This window comes from Desmonostoc vinosum (genome assembly GCF_059505385.1).
Genome location: NZ_JCACKM010000070.1, coordinates 1 through 19,856, shown reverse-complemented (window position 1 = coordinate 19,856; position 19,856 = coordinate 1). Strand labels below are relative to the sequence as shown.

General features: G+C 41.6%; 16 protein-coding genes. 11 read left to right on the top strand and 5 right to left on the bottom strand.

Annotated elements, in window-relative coordinates:
* Nucleotides 1–28: 28 nt before the first annotated feature.
* The gene (locus AC5JMF_RS12375) at nt 29–709 is read right to left on the bottom strand and encodes a response regulator transcription factor (protein WP_495796015.1); all 681 of its coding nucleotides are present in this window, start codon (nt 707–709) and stop codon (nt 29–31) included.
* Nucleotides 710–1,334: 625 nt separating this feature from the next.
* On the opposite strand from AC5JMF_RS12375, the gene smpB reads away from it, so the two are divergent.
* Nucleotides 1,335–1,802 carry an SsrA-binding protein SmpB gene (gene smpB, locus AC5JMF_RS12370; protein ID WP_495796014.1) on the top strand — a complete coding sequence of 156 codons (468 nt, stop codon included), beginning with the start codon at nt 1,335–1,337 and terminating at the stop codon, nt 1,800–1,802.
* Nucleotides 1,803–1,956: 154 nt separating this feature from the next.
* Nucleotides 1,957–2,238, top strand: a complete 282-nt coding sequence (locus AC5JMF_RS12365) for a WGxxGxxG family protein (protein ID WP_495796013.1) — start codon at nt 1,957–1,959, stop codon at nt 2,236–2,238.
* Between the two features lie 230 nt (nt 2,239–2,468).
* On the opposite strand, the gene AC5JMF_RS12360 is transcribed toward AC5JMF_RS12365, so the two are convergent.
* Nucleotides 2,469–3,872, bottom strand: coding sequence for an IctB family putative bicarbonate transporter (locus tag AC5JMF_RS12360; RefSeq protein WP_495796012.1), 1,404 nt, complete (start codon nt 3,870–3,872; stop codon nt 2,469–2,471).
* Between the two features lie 171 nt (nt 3,873–4,043).
* The gene (locus AC5JMF_RS12355; RefSeq protein WP_495796011.1) at nt 4,044–5,585 is read right to left on the bottom strand and encodes a GAF domain-containing sensor histidine kinase; all 1,542 of its coding nucleotides are present in this window, start codon (nt 5,583–5,585) and stop codon (nt 4,044–4,046) included.
* A gap of 976 nt (nt 5,586–6,561) precedes the next feature.
* Between AC5JMF_RS12355 and AC5JMF_RS12350 the strand changes: the two genes are divergently transcribed.
* From AC5JMF_RS12350 to AC5JMF_RS12325, 6 genes are all read left to right on the top strand, one after another.
* On the top strand, nt 6,562–7,740 hold the full coding sequence (locus AC5JMF_RS12350) for a DegT/DnrJ/EryC1/StrS family aminotransferase (protein ID WP_495796030.1): 1,179 nt from the start codon (nt 6,562–6,564) through the stop codon (nt 7,738–7,740).
* Nucleotides 7,741–7,983: 243 nt separating this feature from the next.
* Nucleotides 7,984–8,868, top strand: coding sequence for a cyanoexosortase B (gene crtB / locus AC5JMF_RS12345; RefSeq protein WP_495796010.1), 885 nt, complete (start codon nt 7,984–7,986; stop codon nt 8,866–8,868).
* Nucleotides 8,869–9,232: 364 nt separating this feature from the next.
* Nucleotides 9,233–9,652 carry a hypothetical protein gene (locus AC5JMF_RS12340; protein ID WP_495796009.1) on the top strand — a complete coding sequence of 140 codons (420 nt, stop codon included), beginning with the start codon at nt 9,233–9,235 and terminating at the stop codon, nt 9,650–9,652.
* Nucleotides 9,653–9,806: 154 nt separating this feature from the next.
* A complete protein-coding gene (locus tag AC5JMF_RS12335) occupies nt 9,807–10,529 on the top strand; it encodes a cyanoexosortase B system-associated protein (protein ID WP_495796008.1) in 723 nt (240 codons plus the stop codon).
* Between the two features lie 363 nt (nt 10,530–10,892).
* A complete protein-coding gene (locus AC5JMF_RS12330) occupies nt 10,893–12,266 on the top strand; it encodes a polysaccharide biosynthesis/export family protein (protein WP_495796007.1) in 1,374 nt (457 codons plus the stop codon).
* Between the two features lie 229 nt (nt 12,267–12,495).
* Nucleotides 12,496–14,670 carry a GumC family protein gene (locus AC5JMF_RS12325; RefSeq protein ID WP_495796006.1) on the top strand — a complete coding sequence of 725 codons (2,175 nt, stop codon included), beginning with the start codon at nt 12,496–12,498 and terminating at the stop codon, nt 14,668–14,670.
* 62 nt (nt 14,671–14,732) lie between these two features.
* Here the strand turns inward: AC5JMF_RS12325 and AC5JMF_RS12320 are convergent, their stop codons facing one another.
* A complete protein-coding gene (locus tag AC5JMF_RS12320; protein WP_495796005.1) occupies nt 14,733–15,413 on the bottom strand; it encodes a rhomboid family intramembrane serine protease in 681 nt (226 codons plus the stop codon).
* A gap of 353 nt (nt 15,414–15,766) precedes the next feature.
* Nucleotides 15,767–16,198, bottom strand: coding sequence for a hypothetical protein (locus tag AC5JMF_RS12315; RefSeq protein ID WP_495796004.1), 432 nt, complete (start codon nt 16,196–16,198; stop codon nt 15,767–15,769).
* Nucleotides 16,199–16,590: 392 nt separating this feature from the next.
* Here AC5JMF_RS12315 and AC5JMF_RS12310 point away from each other — a divergent pair, with 392 nt between their 5' ends.
* The 3 genes from AC5JMF_RS12310 to AC5JMF_RS12300 all read left to right on the top strand — a co-directional run bounded on the left by AC5JMF_RS12310 (nt 16,591) and on the right by AC5JMF_RS12300 (nt 19,806).
* Nucleotides 16,591–16,935: a hypothetical protein gene (locus AC5JMF_RS12310; RefSeq protein WP_495796003.1), complete on the top strand. Its 345-nt coding sequence runs from the start codon at nt 16,591–16,593 to the stop codon at nt 16,933–16,935.
* A gap of 58 nt (nt 16,936–16,993) precedes the next feature.
* Nucleotides 16,994–19,180 (top strand): pentapeptide repeat-containing protein, encoded by a 2,187-nt coding sequence (locus tag AC5JMF_RS12305; protein ID WP_495796002.1) that lies wholly within the window; start codon nt 16,994–16,996, stop codon nt 19,178–19,180.
* A 131-nt stretch (nt 19,181–19,311) separates the two neighbouring features.
* The gene (locus tag AC5JMF_RS12300) at nt 19,312–19,806 is read left to right on the top strand and encodes a hypothetical protein (protein ID WP_495796001.1); all 495 of its coding nucleotides are present in this window, start codon (nt 19,312–19,314) and stop codon (nt 19,804–19,806) included.
* Nucleotides 19,807–19,856: the final 50 nt, after the last annotated feature.

The following is a 19,856-nucleotide window of genomic DNA, read 5'->3' as shown; positions in this document are numbered from 1 at the left end:
ACGCTTTGTTTAAAGCATCTCTACAGTATTAATCTACCAGACCATGCTTAATTGCAAAACGTACTAATTCCGCTCGATTGTTGGTTGAAGTTTTTCTCAATAAACTACTAACGTATTTTTCCACTGTTCGAGGACTCAGGTGGAGCTGATGACCCATTTCGGCATTAGAAAGTCCATGAGTCAATAGTTCTAACACTTGCTGTTCCCGATGAGTTAGAGATGAAAACTGTTGGGATTTTTGAATTTGCGTGGATAAAGAATTAGGTATATCCACTGCTGTTGAAGTGGAAATGCCTAAATCTTCTTTATGCGAAAAACGGTACTCAGATTGAATAATTTGCGATCGCTCCAGAAGATTACGAATTGCTGCTGCTAACTCTTCCAGTTCAAAAGGCTTAGGTAAGTATAAATCGCATCCTGACTGATAGCCTAGAATTCTTTCTTGAGTCTTAGTCCGCGCTGTTAACAAGATCACAGGCAATAAACGAAACGCTGGTTGTTGACGCACTCGACGCACCAGTTCATAGCCGTTCATCTGTGGCATGACAATATCCGTAACAATTAAATCAGGGTGGTACTCATCCACCAAAACCAGAGCTTCCTGACCGTCGTTAGCCGTAATCACACAGTAGCCAGACAGTTCAAGATAATCGCTAATAGACAAACGAGTGCCCAGATCGTCATCCACCACAAGGATCGTCAAGGGCATGGACAGTACACCCCTAGCATTTTTTTTACTAATAAATTTGCTTTTCTGAGCGCTATCAATGAACACAAGCAAGAATAGTGTTCTTATGTTTCATACTATGACAGGATTACCAGCTAATGACTGCCTAAGAATCTCTCTTATAAAGAAAATCTTAAAATCCTTAGGAAGTTTAACGAAGTGTAACTTACCTTCGCCTCTCTGTGCCCACATACCATAAAGAGCTTTGTAATTCGTAACAAACCATCAATTAAATTTAGTAAACACTCGCATTTTTGTAAATAAATATTGATTTATATTAATTAATAATCTATTGAAGTGAAATAAATCGCTCATTAATAAGTTTAAATACTAGATTTAAACAGTAACCAATTAACAGCCTTAAAATCGACAACTAACAAGCAGAAAAAGCTAAATTAGTAATATAGTAATCCTACCTGAGTTGTAAAAATTACGAACAGTATTGGTTCGGAGCAACTTTCTACAGGTAGCAACTTGCCACAAACCAGGGTAATGGAGATTTTTGGTGTAGAGAACAAGCATTTTTAGGGGTTTAATGCATACCCTATAGATTCACAGGTGAATCTGAAGAATTTTTGAGATACATCTAAAGCATACAAAATTATCAATGACTGACAAGAGCGAAAGTTACAAAGTTATTAGCGACAATCGTCAAGCCCGTTATCTGTATGAAATCCTAGAGACATACGAAGCTGGAATTCAATTGACAGGGACAGAGGTTAAGTCGATTCGTGCAGGTAAAGTCAATCTCCAAGATGGCTATGCTTTAATTCGTGATGGCGAAGCATGGTTAATTAACGTGCATATTTCCCCTTATAACGCCAGTGGGCAATATTTTAATCATGAACCACGCCGTACACGCAAGCTACTTATGCATCGTCAGGAAATTCGCAAGCTAATTGGCAAGGTTGAACAGCAAGGTTTAACTTTGGTTCCTTTAAAGATGTATCTCAAACGAGGCTGGGTAAAGGTGAGTATTGCCCTTGGCAAAGGTAAAAAGCTGCACGATAAGCGAGAAGATTTGAAAAAACGACAAGATCAACGCGATATGCAACGAGCAATGAAAAGTTATTGAGTATCACTAACACTAAATTGCAAGATCACCAAACAAAGTGTATGTCCATAGCGTGAGCCAAGAAAATACTCAGTCTATAGCCGGAGATTGATTTTGCTAACCTTGAGACTCGATACATTGGTGAATAACTAAGAACAGAGGAAGAACTTTCACCATGAAACGCAATTTCACCAAAGCTATTAGCACTGGGGTTCTCACCTTGAGTATGGCAATTTTGCCTTTGACTGTGTCCGCGCAGGCTCAAACAACCACCCAACCAAGAACAGACACAGTTCCAAGAACAACTACTTATAATGAGCGCAATGATTTTGATTGGGGTTGGCTAGGATTGATTGGTTTATTGGGTTTAGCTGGTTTAGCAGGCAAAAGACGCGACAATGAACCAACACGTTATCGCGATCCTAATGCTCCTGGCGCGACTAGTTACAGAGAGTAGAAATTCACAGTTGGCATTTGCAGTAGTCAAAAAAGAAGGGTGTAGAGGAATTCTATCCATAAATTTCCTCTACACCTATTAATTTATCTAAGAAGGGAACAGGGAACAGTTTTTTCTACTTCTTACTATGTACTGTAAGTTTGCTAAAGTGTTCACTTTTCAAATTAAAAGTTGCCCGTTAAGAGTTTCCTCTTTAACAATCATTTAGTTATTTAGTAGCTGACAACGGACTATGAATTTGAGTCGGCTTCTAATGTCTGTTGATTATTCAAAGGTCTCCAGTAACTCGCAATTAAAGCAACTATTAACCACCAAAGAGTATTGACTTCAGGACGATACCAGACTGTATCTACAGTGCCATGAGTTAGCATCCCTAACAAAGTGGCGATCGCTCCTATTAACCAGAAACCCTCTATACTTCTTGAGTGTCGTAATCTGTTGATTTGCACTATAGCTGTGTTAACTGTGACAATGATTAACCACAGAAAACAAGCCAAACCGATAAACCCAGTTTCTACAGCCACCTCTAGGAAAATCGAATAGGCACTCAAAGCTGTATAACGAGGGCGTTGGTAAAGGGGATAAACTTTGTTGAATGAGTTATGACCAGGGCCAATACCCAGAATGGGGCGATCGCGAATCATCTCAAATACAGCATCCCACACATTCCGGCGAAAATTATTACTGCTATCTTGACGGTCAGCAAAAATACTCAATACCCGCAGGCGTACTGGCTCGACAAAAATCACAGCTAGTAACAATACTCCAATCAGACCACCTAACACAATCGGCAATGACCAAGTACGCCAAAAAGCAGGCATTTCTACAGTTTGCCAATAAATTAGTAATGTCACAGCAGCTAAAACTGCGACCACTAATCCAATCCAACCACCACGGCTATAAGTTAAAACTAGACAAGCAGTATTGACAATAAACATTGTCAATGCTAAAGCTTTCTTCGGCCAACTCTGCCAAGCCAAAATTGCTACTAGGCTAAAAGCCACCGCAGGTATGAGATATCCAGCCAATAAGTTGGGATTACCTAAGTAACTGTAAACCCTGACAGTTTTCGACAAAGAAGATTCAGGATCTACCCAAGTTGCCAATTGTGCAGCACCAAAAAAATATTGCCGCAATCCATATACACTGACTATTAGCGATACGTGCAAGTAGAGGATGATAATCCAAGATCGCAAGCGAGACGATCGCAATACCCTAGCGCACAAAGCAAACAGCATTAAATACAGCGTTAAAGTTGCCAAATCTGTGAGCGCTGCTTTTTTGACTGGTGACAACGCTGTTGCGACTGCGGCAATTGCCCAATAAAGCAATACAAGCAAATGTATAGGAGTGATTGACGCTGTTGGTGTTGCTTCATCAGATAAAGTCAACAACAACCAAAATCCTATACAAGCTATGAGTAACAAACCGATCAAAGTAGTTGAAACAAAAGGCGCAAGCGCATAAACTAGACTAAGTAAGGCAGCTGCGATCGCGTCTCCCCACTGCATTAAGATACTAGTTTGCCGCCAGGAAGAAAACAGTCCTACCAGAAAACGATGTAGGTAACTGGTAGCAAAATATTCTCTAAATGGTAAAGACGATAAGGTAAATCTTTGCCAGACTAAATTCATAAAAAACGCTGTGTTCAATTAGCATGTTGGCACATAACTTGGACTTAATCATAATGCGGCTAGCAACAAAAAGATAATAATTGTATATTGAAAATTGGTAATTGCGTATAATGCTATCTTTTATCAATAGCCTTTAACTCAATATTTTGAACACAGCGATGGGAGTTTTGATCAAACTTCACTAATTGCCTGCGAAGGACTTGCCACTTTCAAGGGCAAAGCAAGTACATAACGGTATCCTGATTCTGGTGAACCTTGAATTGAAATTTGTCCGCCGTGCAACTCTGCTAACTGACAACTGAGCAAAAGACCTAAACTCTCACGAGATGCACTCCCTTGGCGCTTAGCTAAATCTATCTCTGAACTATCAGCAAAAACGCTGGAGAGAGAATCACTCAAATTTTTTGATTTGTCTACCGTTACCGCCAAAGTCTCTAGTTGCTGTTGGCTCCCTGTATGAATATTGTAAGTTGCTATCTCATCTGTCATCTCCATCAGCGATAAGGGATTAAGACGGAAGTAGGGATCAACTTCAGCAATACCGTCTCCCAACCAGGGATGCGAAACCCAGATAGTAATGTTCAGGACATCTTCTTTAGAAGAGACATGAATGCGAATAATGCTACCTGTGGCAGAAAGTTGAATGACGCTAAAAATTAGGTGATACAGAATTTGCCGCACTTTGTCTTTATCTAGAGGCCAAATGCGATTACGTCCCGGTTCTAAAGACAAGCGAATATCTTGCTCACGACGGTGAGATGCTTCTTCTAGCGTATTGATAGCTTGTTGACATAGCATTTCAATATCTATAGGGGCTAGATTTAAAACATTTGAGTTTTCGTCTATTGCTCCGAGTTCGGTAATTTCATTTACCAATGAAAGCAAGTAACGGCCACTATGTTGAATAATTTCTAAATATTCTCTTTGTTTTGTCGTCAAAGGCCCATAAATTTCACGCCCTAGAACACTAGCCATACCTAGTACCGATGTTAGGGGTGTACGCAACTCCTGAGTCAGCTGCTCTAAAAGTTCCAACTTCAGCTGTTTAGTAGAAACAGAATCTGTTTCTGGTGAAGTTGGAGTGATTCTGAGATCATGAGTACGCTCATCGTTGAGCGACAATATAGGAGTGCTTGTTTCTATTTTTCCTTGCAGTAACCGATTGCGTTCAAATTCGCTCATACTCCAACGAGCGATAATTTGTAAAAATTCAAGATCTCTGGTTGTAAAATTGCGTGGCACCAGATCCATGACTGCCAATGCTCCTAAACAATGCCCAGAAGCATCAATCAGTGGCGCACCCAGGTAAGCGCGAATGCCATAATCTTGCACTAACTTGCTACCAACAAGTACTGGATCTGTCAGCTTATGCGTATCATTTATTACAAATGTTTGGAAACTCTCTACAACTTGAGTACAGAAAGATTCTCGGCGTAAAAGTTGGCGGCTTTGTGCTAAATGATTCATTAGCCCTAGCCGAGATAAACCTACTGCTGACTTAAACCAGTGGCGTTCTTGATCTACAAATCCCAAAATGGAAATTGGAGCTTCCAAGAAGTGAGCAGCGGTTTGAGTAGCTTCTTCAAAAACTGGAATCGTTTCCGGTTGCCGCAGACCTAATTCTGACAAAGCTTTGAGGCGTTGTTGTTCTCTTGTCTCTTGAGAAGCCCAACCATCCTTTAGGGCAAATAATTTGTTTTCAGGCTCTATCATTGCCACTGCTACCTTGATAATTGCTCAATACTGTAATTGATACAACCACTGTTTTTGGGTTATCAATTGCTATTGTTAAGCATTCCCCAATTTCATCTGTGATCAACAAGTTTAGGTAAAAGTTTTTTACCTCTCCCCTAAGTAATAATTTTACTATCACCAGTTTTAGCTACTGGTACTGAATGTTATACATAGCACTGGTGTAATCTTTATTATTTTAGATTTTATCACCAGACAGCGTTAGTTTTAAATATAGCCAGGGTAGTATAAAGTTAAGAATACAACATAAAGAGATGTCATGATTATGTAAGATGAGAAGAATTTTCTAAGTAGAATCAACATAAATTTGCTTAAAGTAATATTTAGAAAATTTTCAATAGCTATTTTTTAAATAACAGTTAACTTTAGTCGCTAATAAGAATTATACTGATTTAATTCAGGACTATGACAAATATTTGGAGAGATATATTGTATTTTAACGCTACTAATATCGTCTAGTTGCTGTATTTTTCCACATAGTTATAGATATTAGTTAGTTGATCTAGTTCCATCTCAAAAAATACTAGTTTTGGTATTTTTGATTAGTTTAAACTTATAGAGATTAGCTGTTATCAATACACTAATTTTTCAATGAATATATTCAATAACGTTATCTTATAAGGTTGCTGGAAATTCAAATAAAATTTGAGAAAATACTACTAATTGACTATAGCGATCGCAGATAGTTTGTGAACAAAACTATCTAGACAGGCATCTCTAGAAATAGTTTACAAAGCATACAAAAAAAGTGGTGTTTAGCTACTGTTGAAATAATTTGCTGTGATCGATTCATGAAAATGCGAATAAAAAATATAAAAGTACGATATTTTTTTGATAAAAATGCCTGAGCAAAAGTTTACTCTAGGGCAAAGATAGATTAAATTTTGTGAAATAGGATTTTAGGATTTAATTTTGAGGACAAGCAGTAATGAATAAAATGATTATTAAAGTTCCGTTTGTAGATTTAAAATTGCAACATCAATATATTCAAACACAACTGCAACAAGCAATCGAGGCAGTATTAGAAAAGGGAGATTTTATTTTAGGGCAAGCACTTTCGGATTTTGAAACAGCATTTGCCGCAGCATCTGGAACAAAATATGGTGTGGGTGTTGCATCAGGAACTGACGCGATCGCTTTGGGATTACAAGCGTGTAATATTGGTATTGGTGATGAAGTAATTTTACCTGCTAACACCTTTGTCGCTACGTTAATTGGTGTTTTACGTGCTGGTGCCAAGCCAATACTCGTAGATTGCGATCCCCAAACAGCTCTAATTGATCTAGAAGCAGCGGCAAAAGTAATTACACCTAACACCAAAGCAATTATTCCAGTGCATCTCTATGGTCAGATGGTATCATCCCGGCAGCTATTAGACTTTGCCGACACCTACAAACTACTAATTTTTGAAGATGCAGCACAAGCACACCTAGCCACAAGAGATGGGTATTGTGCTGGTTCAGTAGGGATAGCAGCGGCTTTTAGTTTTTATCCTAGTAAAAATTTAGGGGCATTTGGAGACGGGGGGATGCTATTGACACCAGATCCAGATGTTGCTCAGAAAATGGTACGTCTGCGGAATTACGGTGCATCCCAAAAGTATTTCCATACTGAATCGGGTACTAACAGCCGCCTGGATACCTTGCAAGCAGCAGTTTTATACCAAAAATTACCGTATTTACCACAGTGGAATAGCGATCGCCTAAAAATTGCCCAGCAATATGATCTGGAACTAGCACCCTTGGCAACTGCTGGTATTATCCCCATAGACAATCAAAGTGATACCGGACATGTATATCATCTTTATGTGATTAAAGTTGATGAAACTTGTGTTCTAGAACGTCAAGAATTACAAGAGCAATTGACAGCAGCCGGAATCCAAACCGGGATTCATTACCCAATTCCTTGCCATCTCCAGCCAGCTTTCACTTACTTAGGCTATCAAGTAGGAGATTTTCCGCAAGCCGAAAAGCTGGCCAAGCAAATATTATCACTACCTATGTACCCTGGTTTGAGTAGTAGCCAAGTCAAAGAAGTTGTAGCAGCCATCGCTCGTGTAGTCTCAATGGATTCTCACTCACAGATACCATCACCTGCTGCGATCATTCAAAGGTAACAGAGAACCTATGTTTAAAAATGTGGTCTCATATCCTTTTTATTGAGGGCTAGATTCTTCTTCAATACTCTTGCTTCGACTCCGCTCAGCAACCAACCCCAAAAGAGCTTAGTCAAAAAACATAGATGTAAAAAATAGAACTAGCATCACTAATAGTTTAAGTTCTCTCAAGAGGATTTAAACTATTATTTATTTTACTCAGCACTGTTTCGGTGAATTTTTGATTATAAACAGCTTAAAATCATGGCTCTCCAGCAACAAGTCAATAAAAGAAACGTACCAGAAATCACAAAAATAGCTATCACAGCGGTTTTGCTGCTGCTTTATGCACCGATCTTGCTACACTGGTTTGATGGTTGGCTAAACAAAAATATCAGTACAGAACACGAATATTTTAGTCATGGCATTATTGGTTTACCGTTTGCCGCTTTCCTGGGTTGGATGAACCGGAAAAAGTGGAAACGTTTGCCGAATATTACCCATCCTTTGGGTGCTGTTTGTTTGTTACTGGGGGGTGTATTTTATTTAAGTGGTGTTACAGAGTGGGTTAACCTTTCATTGACTGTGATGCTTGCAGGATTATGCTTGTGGTTCAAGGGAATAGCAGGATTGCGATCGCAAGCATTTCCTCTAGTGCTAGTATTTTTGGCAACTCCAACAGCAGTACCTTATCTCATTGCTCCCTATACCTTGCCCTTACAAAGTTTCATTGCTGGTACAGCTGGCTTTATTCTCAATCAGTTTGGTATGGAAGTCACAGTTGATGAAATAAACCTATACGTGGGGGGACGGATTGTGGAAGTAGCCCCATATTGTGCAGGATTGAAAATGTTGTTCACCACTCTCTATGTCTGCCTCATGCTACTTTATTGGACAGGAGCTTTATCTTCACGCCGCACATGTATTTGGTTTTTAGCAATTGCTGTCTTAATTAGTGTTAGCGCCAATATTGTTCGTAACACTTTACTAACTTTCTTTCACGGTACAGGCCAAGAGGCTGCTTTTCAATGGCTGCATGAAGGTTGGGGTGGTGATCTTTACTCTGCTTGTATGCTGCTGTTGTTAGTACCTTTGCTCAATTGGCTCAACAACTATTTTTCAACCTCTCAAGTCGATGAAAGGGTGTAGGGGAAAACTAAGCCACCCACACTTTGACTTTGCTCAGTGACCACTTTCAAAGTGGGTTTCAACCAATCTTAACTAAATAAAGACGTAGCAATGCTACGTCTTTATTTATTTGCACTGTATTGAGCTAGGAACGGCAAGAAGAATCAGTAGATACACACAGCACAAAAGTGGGTGAAACAAAAATCACCCGTTCAGGTGAGCTAACTGTAGGAAGCAACAGTTTCTGAAAACAGCGAATCTATTGCTTGGATAGATTCATCAGACTTTTTGCGTAAATTACTGACCTCAGTCTGAAGAATATTTAGTGACTAAATAATATTAACTTTTGTGGTTTGTGGACTCAATTTGGTTTGAGGAGAAACATATGAAATTATCTATTTTGATGGACTCTGTAGTAATTGTTGGTTCTATTGCTTTGTTCAGTGGAATTGCTAGCGCTCAACCAGTGGAGCATAATAAATATATTAACGATGCAGCGATCGCTCAACAAGCGAGTATAGCTATTAGTACTAGTACCAATAATTGCTCTGATACAATCAACACTCGTCTTGAACCAATAGATCTACTTTGTTTGGCTTACCAGGGGGTTCTCAAGCCGCAAGGCATTTCCAGTGGAGAGGCGCTTGTTTCTCAAACCCAAAACCAAGATATCTTAGCACTTGATTTGGTTAAGGCTGCGGTGAATGCCAAGCAATTGCCACCACAAATTTTGAATGATCATAACTATCTGAGTGCTGTTGAGTCAGAACTCAAAGCATTACCCGATTATGCTGCTGCTGATTGAGAAAGCTTTCTACCCTGCGTTCGGGATATATAAATTTTTGATGAATAAAATAGCCTGTCTACTTGAAAAATATGAGAGTAGATTGTCAATATTACTGAACTCATAGTGTTTTTTGATAAAGTAAAATTTTGCCTAAGTATTGCAAATTTTACTGATGATCTCCTTATCTAAGTTTTTCAAGGAAAACCAATGGAGTGAGTTAGCAGCACTTGTGTTATTACTACTGCTGTTGGTAATAGGAGCAGTTCCTGGATACCTAACAGGGCAATGGCAATGGAAACAGCCGCCACCTGTTACTAGTCTCAAGGAATTGAAACAAATACGCAAGACTGGACTAACCCTTCCTGGTTGGCAAACTACTGAACAAGCTCAGCAGCAAATTGGTGAACGCAAATGGTCTTTGCAGGTAATTAAAAAAGTAGATTCAGAATCTCAAGCCATCTTACTTTTGTTACCGCAAAACGGGCCTATGGATCAACCCGAAGTGGAGTGGACAGAGATTAACGGCTGGGGAAGGTCGCGTTGGGGCAAGTGGGACATAGCTCAATCTCGTTCTGCTGAATTTATCGTCAAACAATCTTTAGGGGCCAAATCTAATGCTGAAACTAAGGTAGATGCTAGATTCTTTCGTGCCTCCACAAAAAACCAAACATTTGCGGTTTTGCAATGGTACGCGATGCCAAATGGTGGAAATACATCACCTTTTAATTGGTTCTTATCAGATCAATTGGCACAGTGGCGTAAACAACGTACTCCTTGGGTAGCTGTGAGTATTGTAATTCCAATAGAGCCTTTAGGGCAGGTGGAAAAATCTTGGCCGCTAGCTCAGTCTATTGGAGAAATCGTACAAACTGCATTGATGGCAACTGCTTTGTAGAATACTTTACAGCTAGGCTGATGCAGAGATCGAGGCAATTGGGAATGGAGTCGATATTTCTATGAGCGGTGTCGGTTCTCAGGTATGATGCAGTAATAAAAACAATTTGTAGATGCGCGATCGCATCACAAAAAGTTGATAAATAGCTTTTGAGTAGGCAGCAACAAATTCATTATTGAAAAATTAGACGATTTCTAGGAGGATGCATGGCAGCAGTTTTTAAGATTTTAGAGTTCGAGCCAAAACCTGCATTTGTGATCAAAAAAGTCGCAGTGTAGTACAGACTAAGAGACATTTTAGGTATTTACAGAGTAAAATAACGACTCGGCGTGACTGATTTTTACCAAAGCTTTAACTGCATAAATGTTCAGAGCTACCTATTCTCATATCCATGCATTTAGCACCCTTTGTTTTGTCAGTGTTCAGGTAGGCGTTTTCTTCACAGCACCCAGCCAGCTTGTTGCTCAACCCCTACCATCTCAAGGACAATCACCTGGGCAAACTCAATCACCTGGGCAAACTCCCTCACCTCCTCCAGCTACTGAAACTATACCCAGTGCTGCAAATGATCAAGTTTCGCCCCAACTTAGCCGCTATCTTTTGGGGCCAGGAGATGTGATTGGAGTTGTGCTACAGCGTCCTCCTGGCCCTTATCAGTTAGGAATAGGCGATATCGTTAGTGTTGCAGTTCAGCGCTTTCCAGATTTGAGCTTTCAAGCCCAAATTAATCCCGAAGGCAACATTATTGTGCCCCTGCTAGGCACAGTCCCCTTGCAAGGTTTAACTTTGGAACAAGCTCAAGCCAAAATTCGCTCTGGTTTAAATCGCTATGTAATCGATCCAATCGTAGTTTTATCGTTAGCAGGGCAACGTCCAGAATTTAATTTTCAAGCTGTAATTAATCCTGAAGGTAACATCGTAGTACCGCAAGTAGGGACTGTATCTATACAAGGCTTGAGTTTGGAAGAAGCTCAAGAAAAAATCCGCTTAGCTTTGAGTCGCATTTTGGTAGACCCGATTGTAGTAGTGTCTTTGAATGCAACGCGGCCTGTGCAAATAACCATTAGCGGTGAAGTATTTCGACCAGGGATTTATCCGGTTAACTCTGCAACCCCCCGCGTTGCTGATGCTTTACTAATAGCTGGTGGTTCAACATCAACCGCAGATCTGCGACAGGTGCAAGTACGTCGCAAGTTGATGGATGGTTCTGTAGTTGCACAAACCATAGATTTGTATGCAGCGCTACAAAATGGTGGTGCTATTCCTAATTTACGCTTGCAAGACGGAGATGCGGTCGTTGTGCCTCGTCGTGAAGTCGGCACTGATGACGGTTACGATCGCAATTTAGTAGCACGTTCATCCCTAGCCATACCGCAGATTCGAGTTAGGGTTTTGAATTATGCTGCTGGAGGAATTGCTACACAAGCACTACCTAATGGAAGTACGTTTATAGATGCATTAGGAGGTATTAATCTTGACACTGCTAACCTACGGGACATTGCTCTCATCCGCTTCGACCCTGAACAAGGGAAAGCTATTACTAGGCGACTTGATGCTAAAAAGGCTCTCTCAGGTGATGCTTCTCAAAATGTACCACTTCAAGATAATGATGTTATCGTTGTAGGCCGTAACCTCATCGCTAGGATTACCAATGCTATCAGTACTATTACTCAACCATTTTTTAATATTCAAAGCTTTATCCGCTTCTTTGAATTCTTTGGCGGCGGGTCTAATTAGTAGCTCTTTGGGGAAAGAAATCAGGGGGCAAGGAGCAAGAGGAGAATAAATAATTACGAATTACCCTTCGGGTTCGGGAGTGACGCTCCTTCTCCCAAGGGGAGACGCTGACGCGAACGTCGCTAACGCTAGCGCTAACGGACTCGACGGGAACCGCCAAGACTCCGACTCCCTCACGAATTACGAATTACGAATTCCAATGACCATTGACTAACTAAATGCATTTGCCATGACCCCACCAATTGTTAAGCGCTATCTTATTGCTTTTGATAAATATAAATGGATTGGATTAGCTAGTTTTGCTTTAGTTGTAGCGGGGTCAACGTTTGTGGCTGTGCAACCAGAACCACCTGCTACCTACATTGCAGATAGCGCACTTACCTATACTGGGCCGCCAGTTTCTTTTTCTGCAACTGGTAGTGAAATCCAACAACAAGGCAAGGAACTAAACGAGCAAGTTTTGCTCTCAGACTCGTTAATTGAAGCAGTCGCAGAGAAAGTAAATATCAAACCTAAAAAGCTTGGTACAAGTGTCGCCCTCACTTTACCTAAAAAAAATCCCAGGACAGGGGAATACGAATCTACGATTTTTGATTTGAGATATAAAGACACTGACCCGAAGCGAGCCACAGAGGTCTTGGAGGTATTGATGCAAGCCATGATCCAGTTAAGTGGTGAGATTAATACTGGACGATTAAAAGCAATTATTCAAAAAATTGAGGAGCGGTTGCCGCAGGCGAAGCGAGAACTACAAATAGCCGAGGCAAGATTAGAAAAATACGATCGCGTTGAACGCACAGCAATTTTAGCAGCCGAAAACGGCAGTTTGCTCAATGGAGTTACTGCTAGTCAAAATCTGCAACGACAAATTCAATTAACTATTGCTGGAATTGATGGTCAAATTCGCAGTCTAGAAGGCAAGTTAGGATTAAATGTTGGGCAAGCTTATGTGTCTTCTGCTTTGAGTGCTGATCCGATTATTGCTACTTTGCGATCGCGAATTTATCAAGCTGAATCCCAAATCGCCCTTCTCAGGAAAGATTTGCGACCAGAACACCCCAATATGGTTCAGTTACAGCGTGAGAAACAAGCGGCAGAGGAGTTACTACAACAGCGGGCGAATGAGGTGTTAGGCGGTGCTGGTATAGCATCCCCACTACGGGGTGATATTGCAGGTATTCGGACTCAAAGCAGCTTAGACCCGGCACGTCAGGAGTTAGCAAACCAAATGGTGACTTTGCAAACCCAACGTGAGACACTACAACAACAACTAGCCCAAGAAATCCAACAAGAGGCACGGTTACGGCAAGAGTACTCTTTGATACCTAATAAACAATTGGAGCGATCGCGCTTGGAACAGGAGGTAGCACTCAAAAAAGCTGTTTATGACCAAATGCAGACAAAGCTTACCGATTCTAAGACCGCAGAAGCAGAAACTATCAGTAGTCTTAGTATTGCCAGACTCCCCACGGTCATTAATGATGCCAAACCTCCGAAGAGTGTACCTATAACGCTGGGTGTGGGTGGCTTTTTGGGTTTAGTAATTGGTGGTGGTGTGATATTTCTGTTAGGGTCGCTAGAAGGTATTTTCAAAACCAGAGAGGATATCCGCGAAAGTCTCAAGCAACGGGAAGTGGCAGTGCTGGGAGAATTGCCTTTAATGCCAGTGGATGGTTTGAATCAAGAAGCAGTACCAGTAGTACTTTCTCCTGATTCACCTTACTTAGAGTTTTATGAAAAATTCCGCAGTAATTTGCGGCGAATTGGTGGGAAAAACTTGAAGGTAGTGTTAATCACTAGCACCAGCAGTCAAGAAGGTAAGACGGCAAGTGCTTATAACTTAGGAATAGCTTCTGCCCGTGCTGGCAAAAGAACTTTGATTATCGAAACCGATTTGCGATCGCCTTCGCGTTGTGAATCTCTGGGGGTAACTCCTGACCCCGACGCCATTCTCGAACCCCTACGTTATTACGCTAGCTTGAGTGAATGTATTCGTTTAGTCCCGGATGTTGAAAATTTATACATTCTTCCTAGCTGTGGCCCCGTGCGTCAATCTGCTGCAATTATCGAATCAAGCGAAATCCGGCGACTCATGGAGGATGCTCGCGAACGTTATGATTTAGTAATATTAGATACCTGTCCTCTCAGTCTATCTAATGATCCTTTGTTGATTCAACCCTATAGCGATGGGATGGTATTGGTAGCACGACCAAACTATACACAAGAAAACATGTTAGGTGAGGCTGTTGATCAGTTAGTTGAATCGGAACTGGGGTTACTAGGAGGAGTAATCAATGGTGCTGATATCATAGTTTCTCTACCCGAACCAGTTGCAGAAACTCCTGTATCTGATCAATCAGCATCAGAAATTGAAGAAATCTCAGCTGGTGCCAGTAAAAACTAACGTGAGTCTTTGAGGTAGATGTAAGCGGCAACTCATCCCCCTCATCCTCTTTTAACTCTCTTCTATTCCCATTCGTCCCGCTTAAACAAACCAAACAATGGGCCGAGAATCACTCCAAAAACAAAACCACCAATGTGTGCCCAGTAAGCTACTCCACCTGTTTGCACGCTCATGTTAGCAGCGGCTTGCAGACTAGCAAGACCTGAGATGACATTCTGAATAAAGAAAATCCCTATGACTACCAATGCTGGAACGTTAATTGTAGTCACAAAAAAACCTAAGAAAAGCAAGGTCGTAATTCTGGCATGGGGAAAGCGAATAATATAAGCACCTAGAACTCCGGCGATGGCACCACTTGCCCCTAAGGAAGGAATATCAGAGTTCCTGCCAATAAACCATTGACACAAAGCTGCTAAAGCACCACACGCCAAATAAAAAATTAGATATTTGAAATGACCTAAGCGGTCTTCAATGTTGTTACCAAATACCCAGAGAAACACCATATTTGATATTAAGTGCCACCAACCACCGTGTAAAAATTGCGACGTAAATAACGTTGTCCATTCACTGGATACATTGGTGGTTAATTCTCGTGGTACTACTGCATAAAGCTGAAAAAATTGCTCTAATTGTTCATTGGATAGACTCACTTCATGAAGAAAAACTAAAATATTCATCCCAATCAACCCGTAAGTGAAATATGGGGTGATTCGTGTTGGGTTTTGGTCGTAGAGGGGAAACACAGATGTTTTTCCTAATCATTGATTAACTGCAATATAGCTTGGATAGCTGGCAGTTGATAAGTATGAATAAGTTAAATAATTCGTAATTCGTAATTCGTGAGGGAGTCGGAGTCTTGGCGGTTCCCGTCGAGTCCGTTAGCGCTAGCGTTAGCGACGTTCGCGTCAGCGTCTCCCCTTGGGAGAAGGAGCGTCACTCCCGAACCCGAAGGGTAATTCGTAATGACGCGACGCTCCTGTGTCGCTCTAAGCGAAGCTATGCCGCAGGCTTTACGCTACGAAGCGCGTAATTAAGTTTTGTAATAGGGATTTAGCGCAAAGTCACCAGGGGGAAACCTGCGATCTGCTGTAAATAACTATTGCTTTTGTTTTGAAATCGAGAGTGTATAGCTATGCTGCTGTGGAGATAATTCGCCGACAAAGAGTAAGTATTTACCTGCCTGCCAGTAACCAGAAAGTTCTGGGTTGCTTTTAGAGTAATTATCTGCCATGACGCAGAAACGCCCACCAGGCCCATCAATCAACAGTGTTGGCTGTCCTTTGCTTTCAACTGTTAATCGCAAATATGGTAATGATTCTGTAACTTCAATCACCTGATTTGGGACATTAGCAAGATTCCCACAGTTACTTTTGACAGTTCCTCCTGACTGACCGTTCAAAATCAGTGGATCTGGCTGAAAATTCGGGTTGATTTTGAGGGGTGGTGTCTGTGCCCAATTGGCTTCGGCAAGAATCAAACTCATTGCCAAAGCTGCGGGAACAACCTGAAATAATCTAGGCGTCTTCATATTAATTAATGCTCCTAAACGCTGCTGGAGCGATATTTATATACATAAGTCTGAATTTTTAGACGATTTTCATCCGTATTTGTTCCTATGGATGTTGTGCATATATTATTTTTTACTTAATCAAGTATATGAATACAAGAGTGTACTAAATAAGGGAGACACCTTTTTCATGGTCGGTTGTAAGATTTTCTGCTGATTGGCTGATTGAAGAAGTTCTAAATGTCAAGTAAAAAAAATACCAGCCCCCCAGTCCCTAGTTCTTTTTTCATTTGGGCTGCCTCTAAAGGTTTTGTATATACAGCCATTAGCTAAAATCACAAGGACAACCATCAAAAATAAAATTTAGTTAGCCTGTTGTTTAATAAGTATCCTAGCTGAGGTAAAAAAAACTGATGAATCCTCAACCTGATGAAGACTTGCAGCGTCGCCTGCAAAATCTAGAGGCAGAAATTCGTTCCTCGTCCGTTGTTGAGCCACAAACACAGGAGCAAGAACAGAGATCTCAGTCTGGTTTTGCCAGTTTTAACTTGCAAGTAGAACGATTTAAAAACATGTTCAACAGCTTATCTACAACTAAAAAACTGGTAGTTGCGGGTGTAAGTGTCTTAGTAGGGTTTGCGATATTACAAACAGTGCTTAAACTAGTGGCATCTGTTCTCAGTCTGGCACTGTTGGCAGTGTTAGTGTATCTTGGATACAAATTTTTTGTGTCTAACAGCTTTCAGCGTAAGCAGTAGTCTTCTATTTTAACTGTGCCAAGAAGGCGTAAAAATAAAGTCAAAGGGAATTATTACGATGACAACCCCAATTGTGAGGAGAAGTGAAGAGCAATCTAGTCGTTCAAAAGAACCGGGAAAAATCAATTCACTGCCATTGGTAACTAGGCGTTTTGCCGCTTGGGCAGCTGAAATTACAATAGTGGTTGCTAGTGGATTAATTCCCTTTGGCATTGGAGTGTACGCCAATTCCAGAAGCGATCTTAATCGGGTACCGCTTAATCCTATGTTGGTAGTGATGGAGAGAGCGATCGCCCGGCCTTTAGCTCTACCTGTCAGCTATGGTATCCGTAACGTGGCATGGCCGACTAATTTTTTGTGGACAGTAGCCTTGTTCGCACCCGTGACTCTCTCATGGTGGCAATTATACTTACTAGCTAAGACTGGTAGCACGATTCCTAAGCGGGGGTTTGGTGTGCGAGTAGTCAACAAGCAAGGAAAATCTCCCGGTTTGGGGGCTGCTGTGGTGCGAGAAGGAATTGGTCGTTGGACTGTGCCTGTTTCTATTGCTTATATTCTGTGGCGCTACAGCTTTGCTTTTCCTAATTTAGGGCTGTTCACATCTTTAGCTGTGCTGATGGTGTTGGCAGAAGGCATAGGCTTATCGTCACGGCGGGGGCGTCGCGCACTGCACGATCTGTTAGCAGGTACATATACTATCGATGCCACTCGTCCTTTACCAGCGTCGTTGTTAGGTGATACACAAAAGCAGCAGGCGTCCAAAGCTAACGAAACAGAGGAATGGCAGGAAGAAAATCAGCAAGTCGCGACTGATGATGGAGGTGCGATCGCTACTGAAACTATCCAGTCTCCTAGCTTGTGGCAACGAATACGGCAAAATCCGAATTTAACTTTATTTGGAGTAGGGCTAGCGAGCATGACTGCTGTGTTAGCAACTTTAGTAGGTACTCAAGTTTATGTTCAAACTCAGCAAACCGAGCGAACAAATAAGCAAGTTAACAGTCAAAAGTTTCTGGCATTAGAAAATCGTCTAACTCCTAACTCTGGTGCTAGCGAAGAAGAACGCCAGAGTGCGATTCTCGCTATAGGCAGTATTGATGACCTGCAAGCAACCCAATTTCTTGCGGATCTTTTAGCAAAAGAAACTAACCCTGCACTTATAGATACAATTCAACAAGCTTTAGTAACTGTTGGGATCGACGCTATCCCTGAGTTGAAAAAGAAAAACCAGTTCCTCGCTGGTGAGTTGGAATCTGCGGGTAACAGCCCACCCCCAGAGCGAGAATTACGACAAAAGCGATTACAAATTAATCAAAGGACAATTAACAAGATTCTTGCTGTCAATAGCGGTAAAGTTGACGATCTAGATCTCAGTCGTAGCCAATTAGGTCAAAGCGGTTCTGGGTCAAAAGAAAGCTCCTCTTTCAACTTGGTGCTAGAAAAAATTGATTTAGCCGGAATTAAATTCAGATCCGCAAATCTGAACCAAGCTAGTTTTAAAGATAGTCGCTTCCGCAATGCGGGTGAAGATGGACGCTGGGATACCTACGACGATGTTATCGCTAATTTAAGCCAAGCCCAGTTAAGGCAAGCTAATCTCACTGATGCCAATCTCAGCCGTGTTTTAATGACCGGTATCGATTTGAGCCGTGCCACTCTCAATCGAGCCAATTTAGCTGATGCACGTTTATTTGGCGCTAATCTTAGCAGTACTCAGTTAGTAGGAGCAGATCTGCACAGAGCAATCTTAGAAAATGCTAGCTTGACTGGGGCTGATTTAGGTGATGCTAAATTGAATGAAGCCAACCTCTACGCGGCGCGTCTAGGTCGTGTCACTGCCATAGGAACACAATTGTCGTTTGCTAACCTGATCAAAACCGATTGGGAAGGTGCAGATTTATCAGGAGCTGATTTAGAACATGCCAATCTCAGTAATGCTAACTTGAGTGCTACTCGCTTAACTGGTGCGACTTTGCGATCGACTAATCTAGAGAACGCCAACTTGCGAAATGCTGATCTGAGTCTTGCAGACTTACGAGGAGCGAATCTGACAGGAACTGACTTTCAAGGGACAATTATTGCTCCTAGTAAGCAAGATCCAGCTGATCAATTTGTACAAACACCCGATTTAGGTTCAAAATCTGCTGTAGTAGAAGGAGTTGACTTTAGTCAAGCCAAAAATTTAGATACTAAGCAACTAGCTTACATTTGTACTCAAGGAGGTCTGCATCCCCGTTGCCCGTAAGATGAGGCAGGGGCAGGGGGCAGGGGGCAGGGGGAGACGGGGGGACGCGGGGACGGGGAGAATAATCAATTCCTAATTCCCAATTCCCAATGACAAATGACAAATGACAAAATGGTGTGAGGAGTAGGGTAATGAGGTATTTTTCTTGTTTGGTTTCGGCTTTAGGGGCTGGCTTAGTGTTGAGTTTAGCTGTTAGCACTCGCCCAGCACAGGCTCAGGTAGCATATGGCAGCTATGTTGGTATTGGGCCAACTGTGGGTATTACTGACGGTGTACAATTTGGCGGGGTGATAGCTGTCCGCTACAAGCTTTTGGAAGCACCAATTTCTTTCCGCGCTCAAGCGTTAATTGGCCAGAATACGGCTATTGTACCAACGGTTTCTTATGACCTCCCGCTTAACTGGCAAACTGATGCTTACTTAGGGGCTGGGTTAGTATTAGCTGGTGGTGGTAGCTCCTCTCCTGTGGGCGACAAAATTAGTTTCGCTTTACAGCCGGGAGTTGATTATGTCGTTCCCAATAGTAATACTGTAATTTTTGGCAACGCGATCATTGCTTTTGATGCCTACCGTGATAGTGGTGGTACGGCTGTCTCTGTCCAAGGGGGCGTCGGTTTGAGATTTTAACTAATTCGCGCCCTCGTCCCCCACTGAATTCGGTACTCCAAATCAGTGGT

Excerpts from the sequence above, each read along its gene's own strand:
- crtB (WP_495796010.1), top strand. The coding sequence starts at position 7,984 with ATGGCTCTCCAGCAACAAGTCAATAAAAGAAACGTACCAGAAATCACA.
- AC5JMF_RS12330 (WP_495796007.1), top strand. The coding sequence starts at position 10,893 with ATGTTCAGAGCTACCTATTCTCATATCCATGCATTTAGCACCCTTTGT.
- AC5JMF_RS12300 (WP_495796001.1), top strand. The coding sequence starts at position 19,312 with ATGAGGTATTTTTCTTGTTTGGTTTCGGCTTTAGGGGCTGGCTTAGTG.
- AC5JMF_RS12360 (WP_495796012.1), bottom strand. The coding sequence starts at position 3,872 with ATGAATTTAGTCTGGCAAAGATTTACCTTATCGTCTTTACCATTTAGA.
- smpB (WP_495796014.1), top strand. The coding sequence starts at position 1,335 with ATGACTGACAAGAGCGAAAGTTACAAAGTTATTAGCGACAATCGTCAA.
- AC5JMF_RS12340 (WP_495796009.1), top strand. The coding sequence starts at position 9,233 with ATGAAATTATCTATTTTGATGGACTCTGTAGTAATTGTTGGTTCTATT.
- AC5JMF_RS12305 (WP_495796002.1), top strand. The coding sequence starts at position 16,994 with ATGACAACCCCAATTGTGAGGAGAAGTGAAGAGCAATCTAGTCGTTCA.
- AC5JMF_RS12335 (WP_495796008.1), top strand. The coding sequence starts at position 9,807 with ATGATCTCCTTATCTAAGTTTTTCAAGGAAAACCAATGGAGTGAGTTA.
- AC5JMF_RS12375 (WP_495796015.1), bottom strand. The coding sequence starts at position 709 with ATGCCCTTGACGATCCTTGTGGTGGATGACGATCTGGGCACTCGTTTG.
- AC5JMF_RS12310 (WP_495796003.1), top strand. The coding sequence starts at position 16,591 with ATGAATCCTCAACCTGATGAAGACTTGCAGCGTCGCCTGCAAAATCTA.
- AC5JMF_RS12355 (WP_495796011.1), bottom strand. The coding sequence starts at position 5,585 with ATGATAGAGCCTGAAAACAAATTATTTGCCCTAAAGGATGGTTGGGCT.
- AC5JMF_RS12350 (WP_495796030.1), top strand. The coding sequence starts at position 6,562 with ATGATTATTAAAGTTCCGTTTGTAGATTTAAAATTGCAACATCAATAT.
- AC5JMF_RS12315 (WP_495796004.1), bottom strand. The coding sequence starts at position 16,198 with ATGAAGACGCCTAGATTATTTCAGGTTGTTCCCGCAGCTTTGGCAATG.
- AC5JMF_RS12365 (WP_495796013.1), top strand. The coding sequence starts at position 1,957 with ATGAAACGCAATTTCACCAAAGCTATTAGCACTGGGGTTCTCACCTTG.
- AC5JMF_RS12325 (WP_495796006.1), top strand. The coding sequence starts at position 12,496 with ATGACCCCACCAATTGTTAAGCGCTATCTTATTGCTTTTGATAAATAT.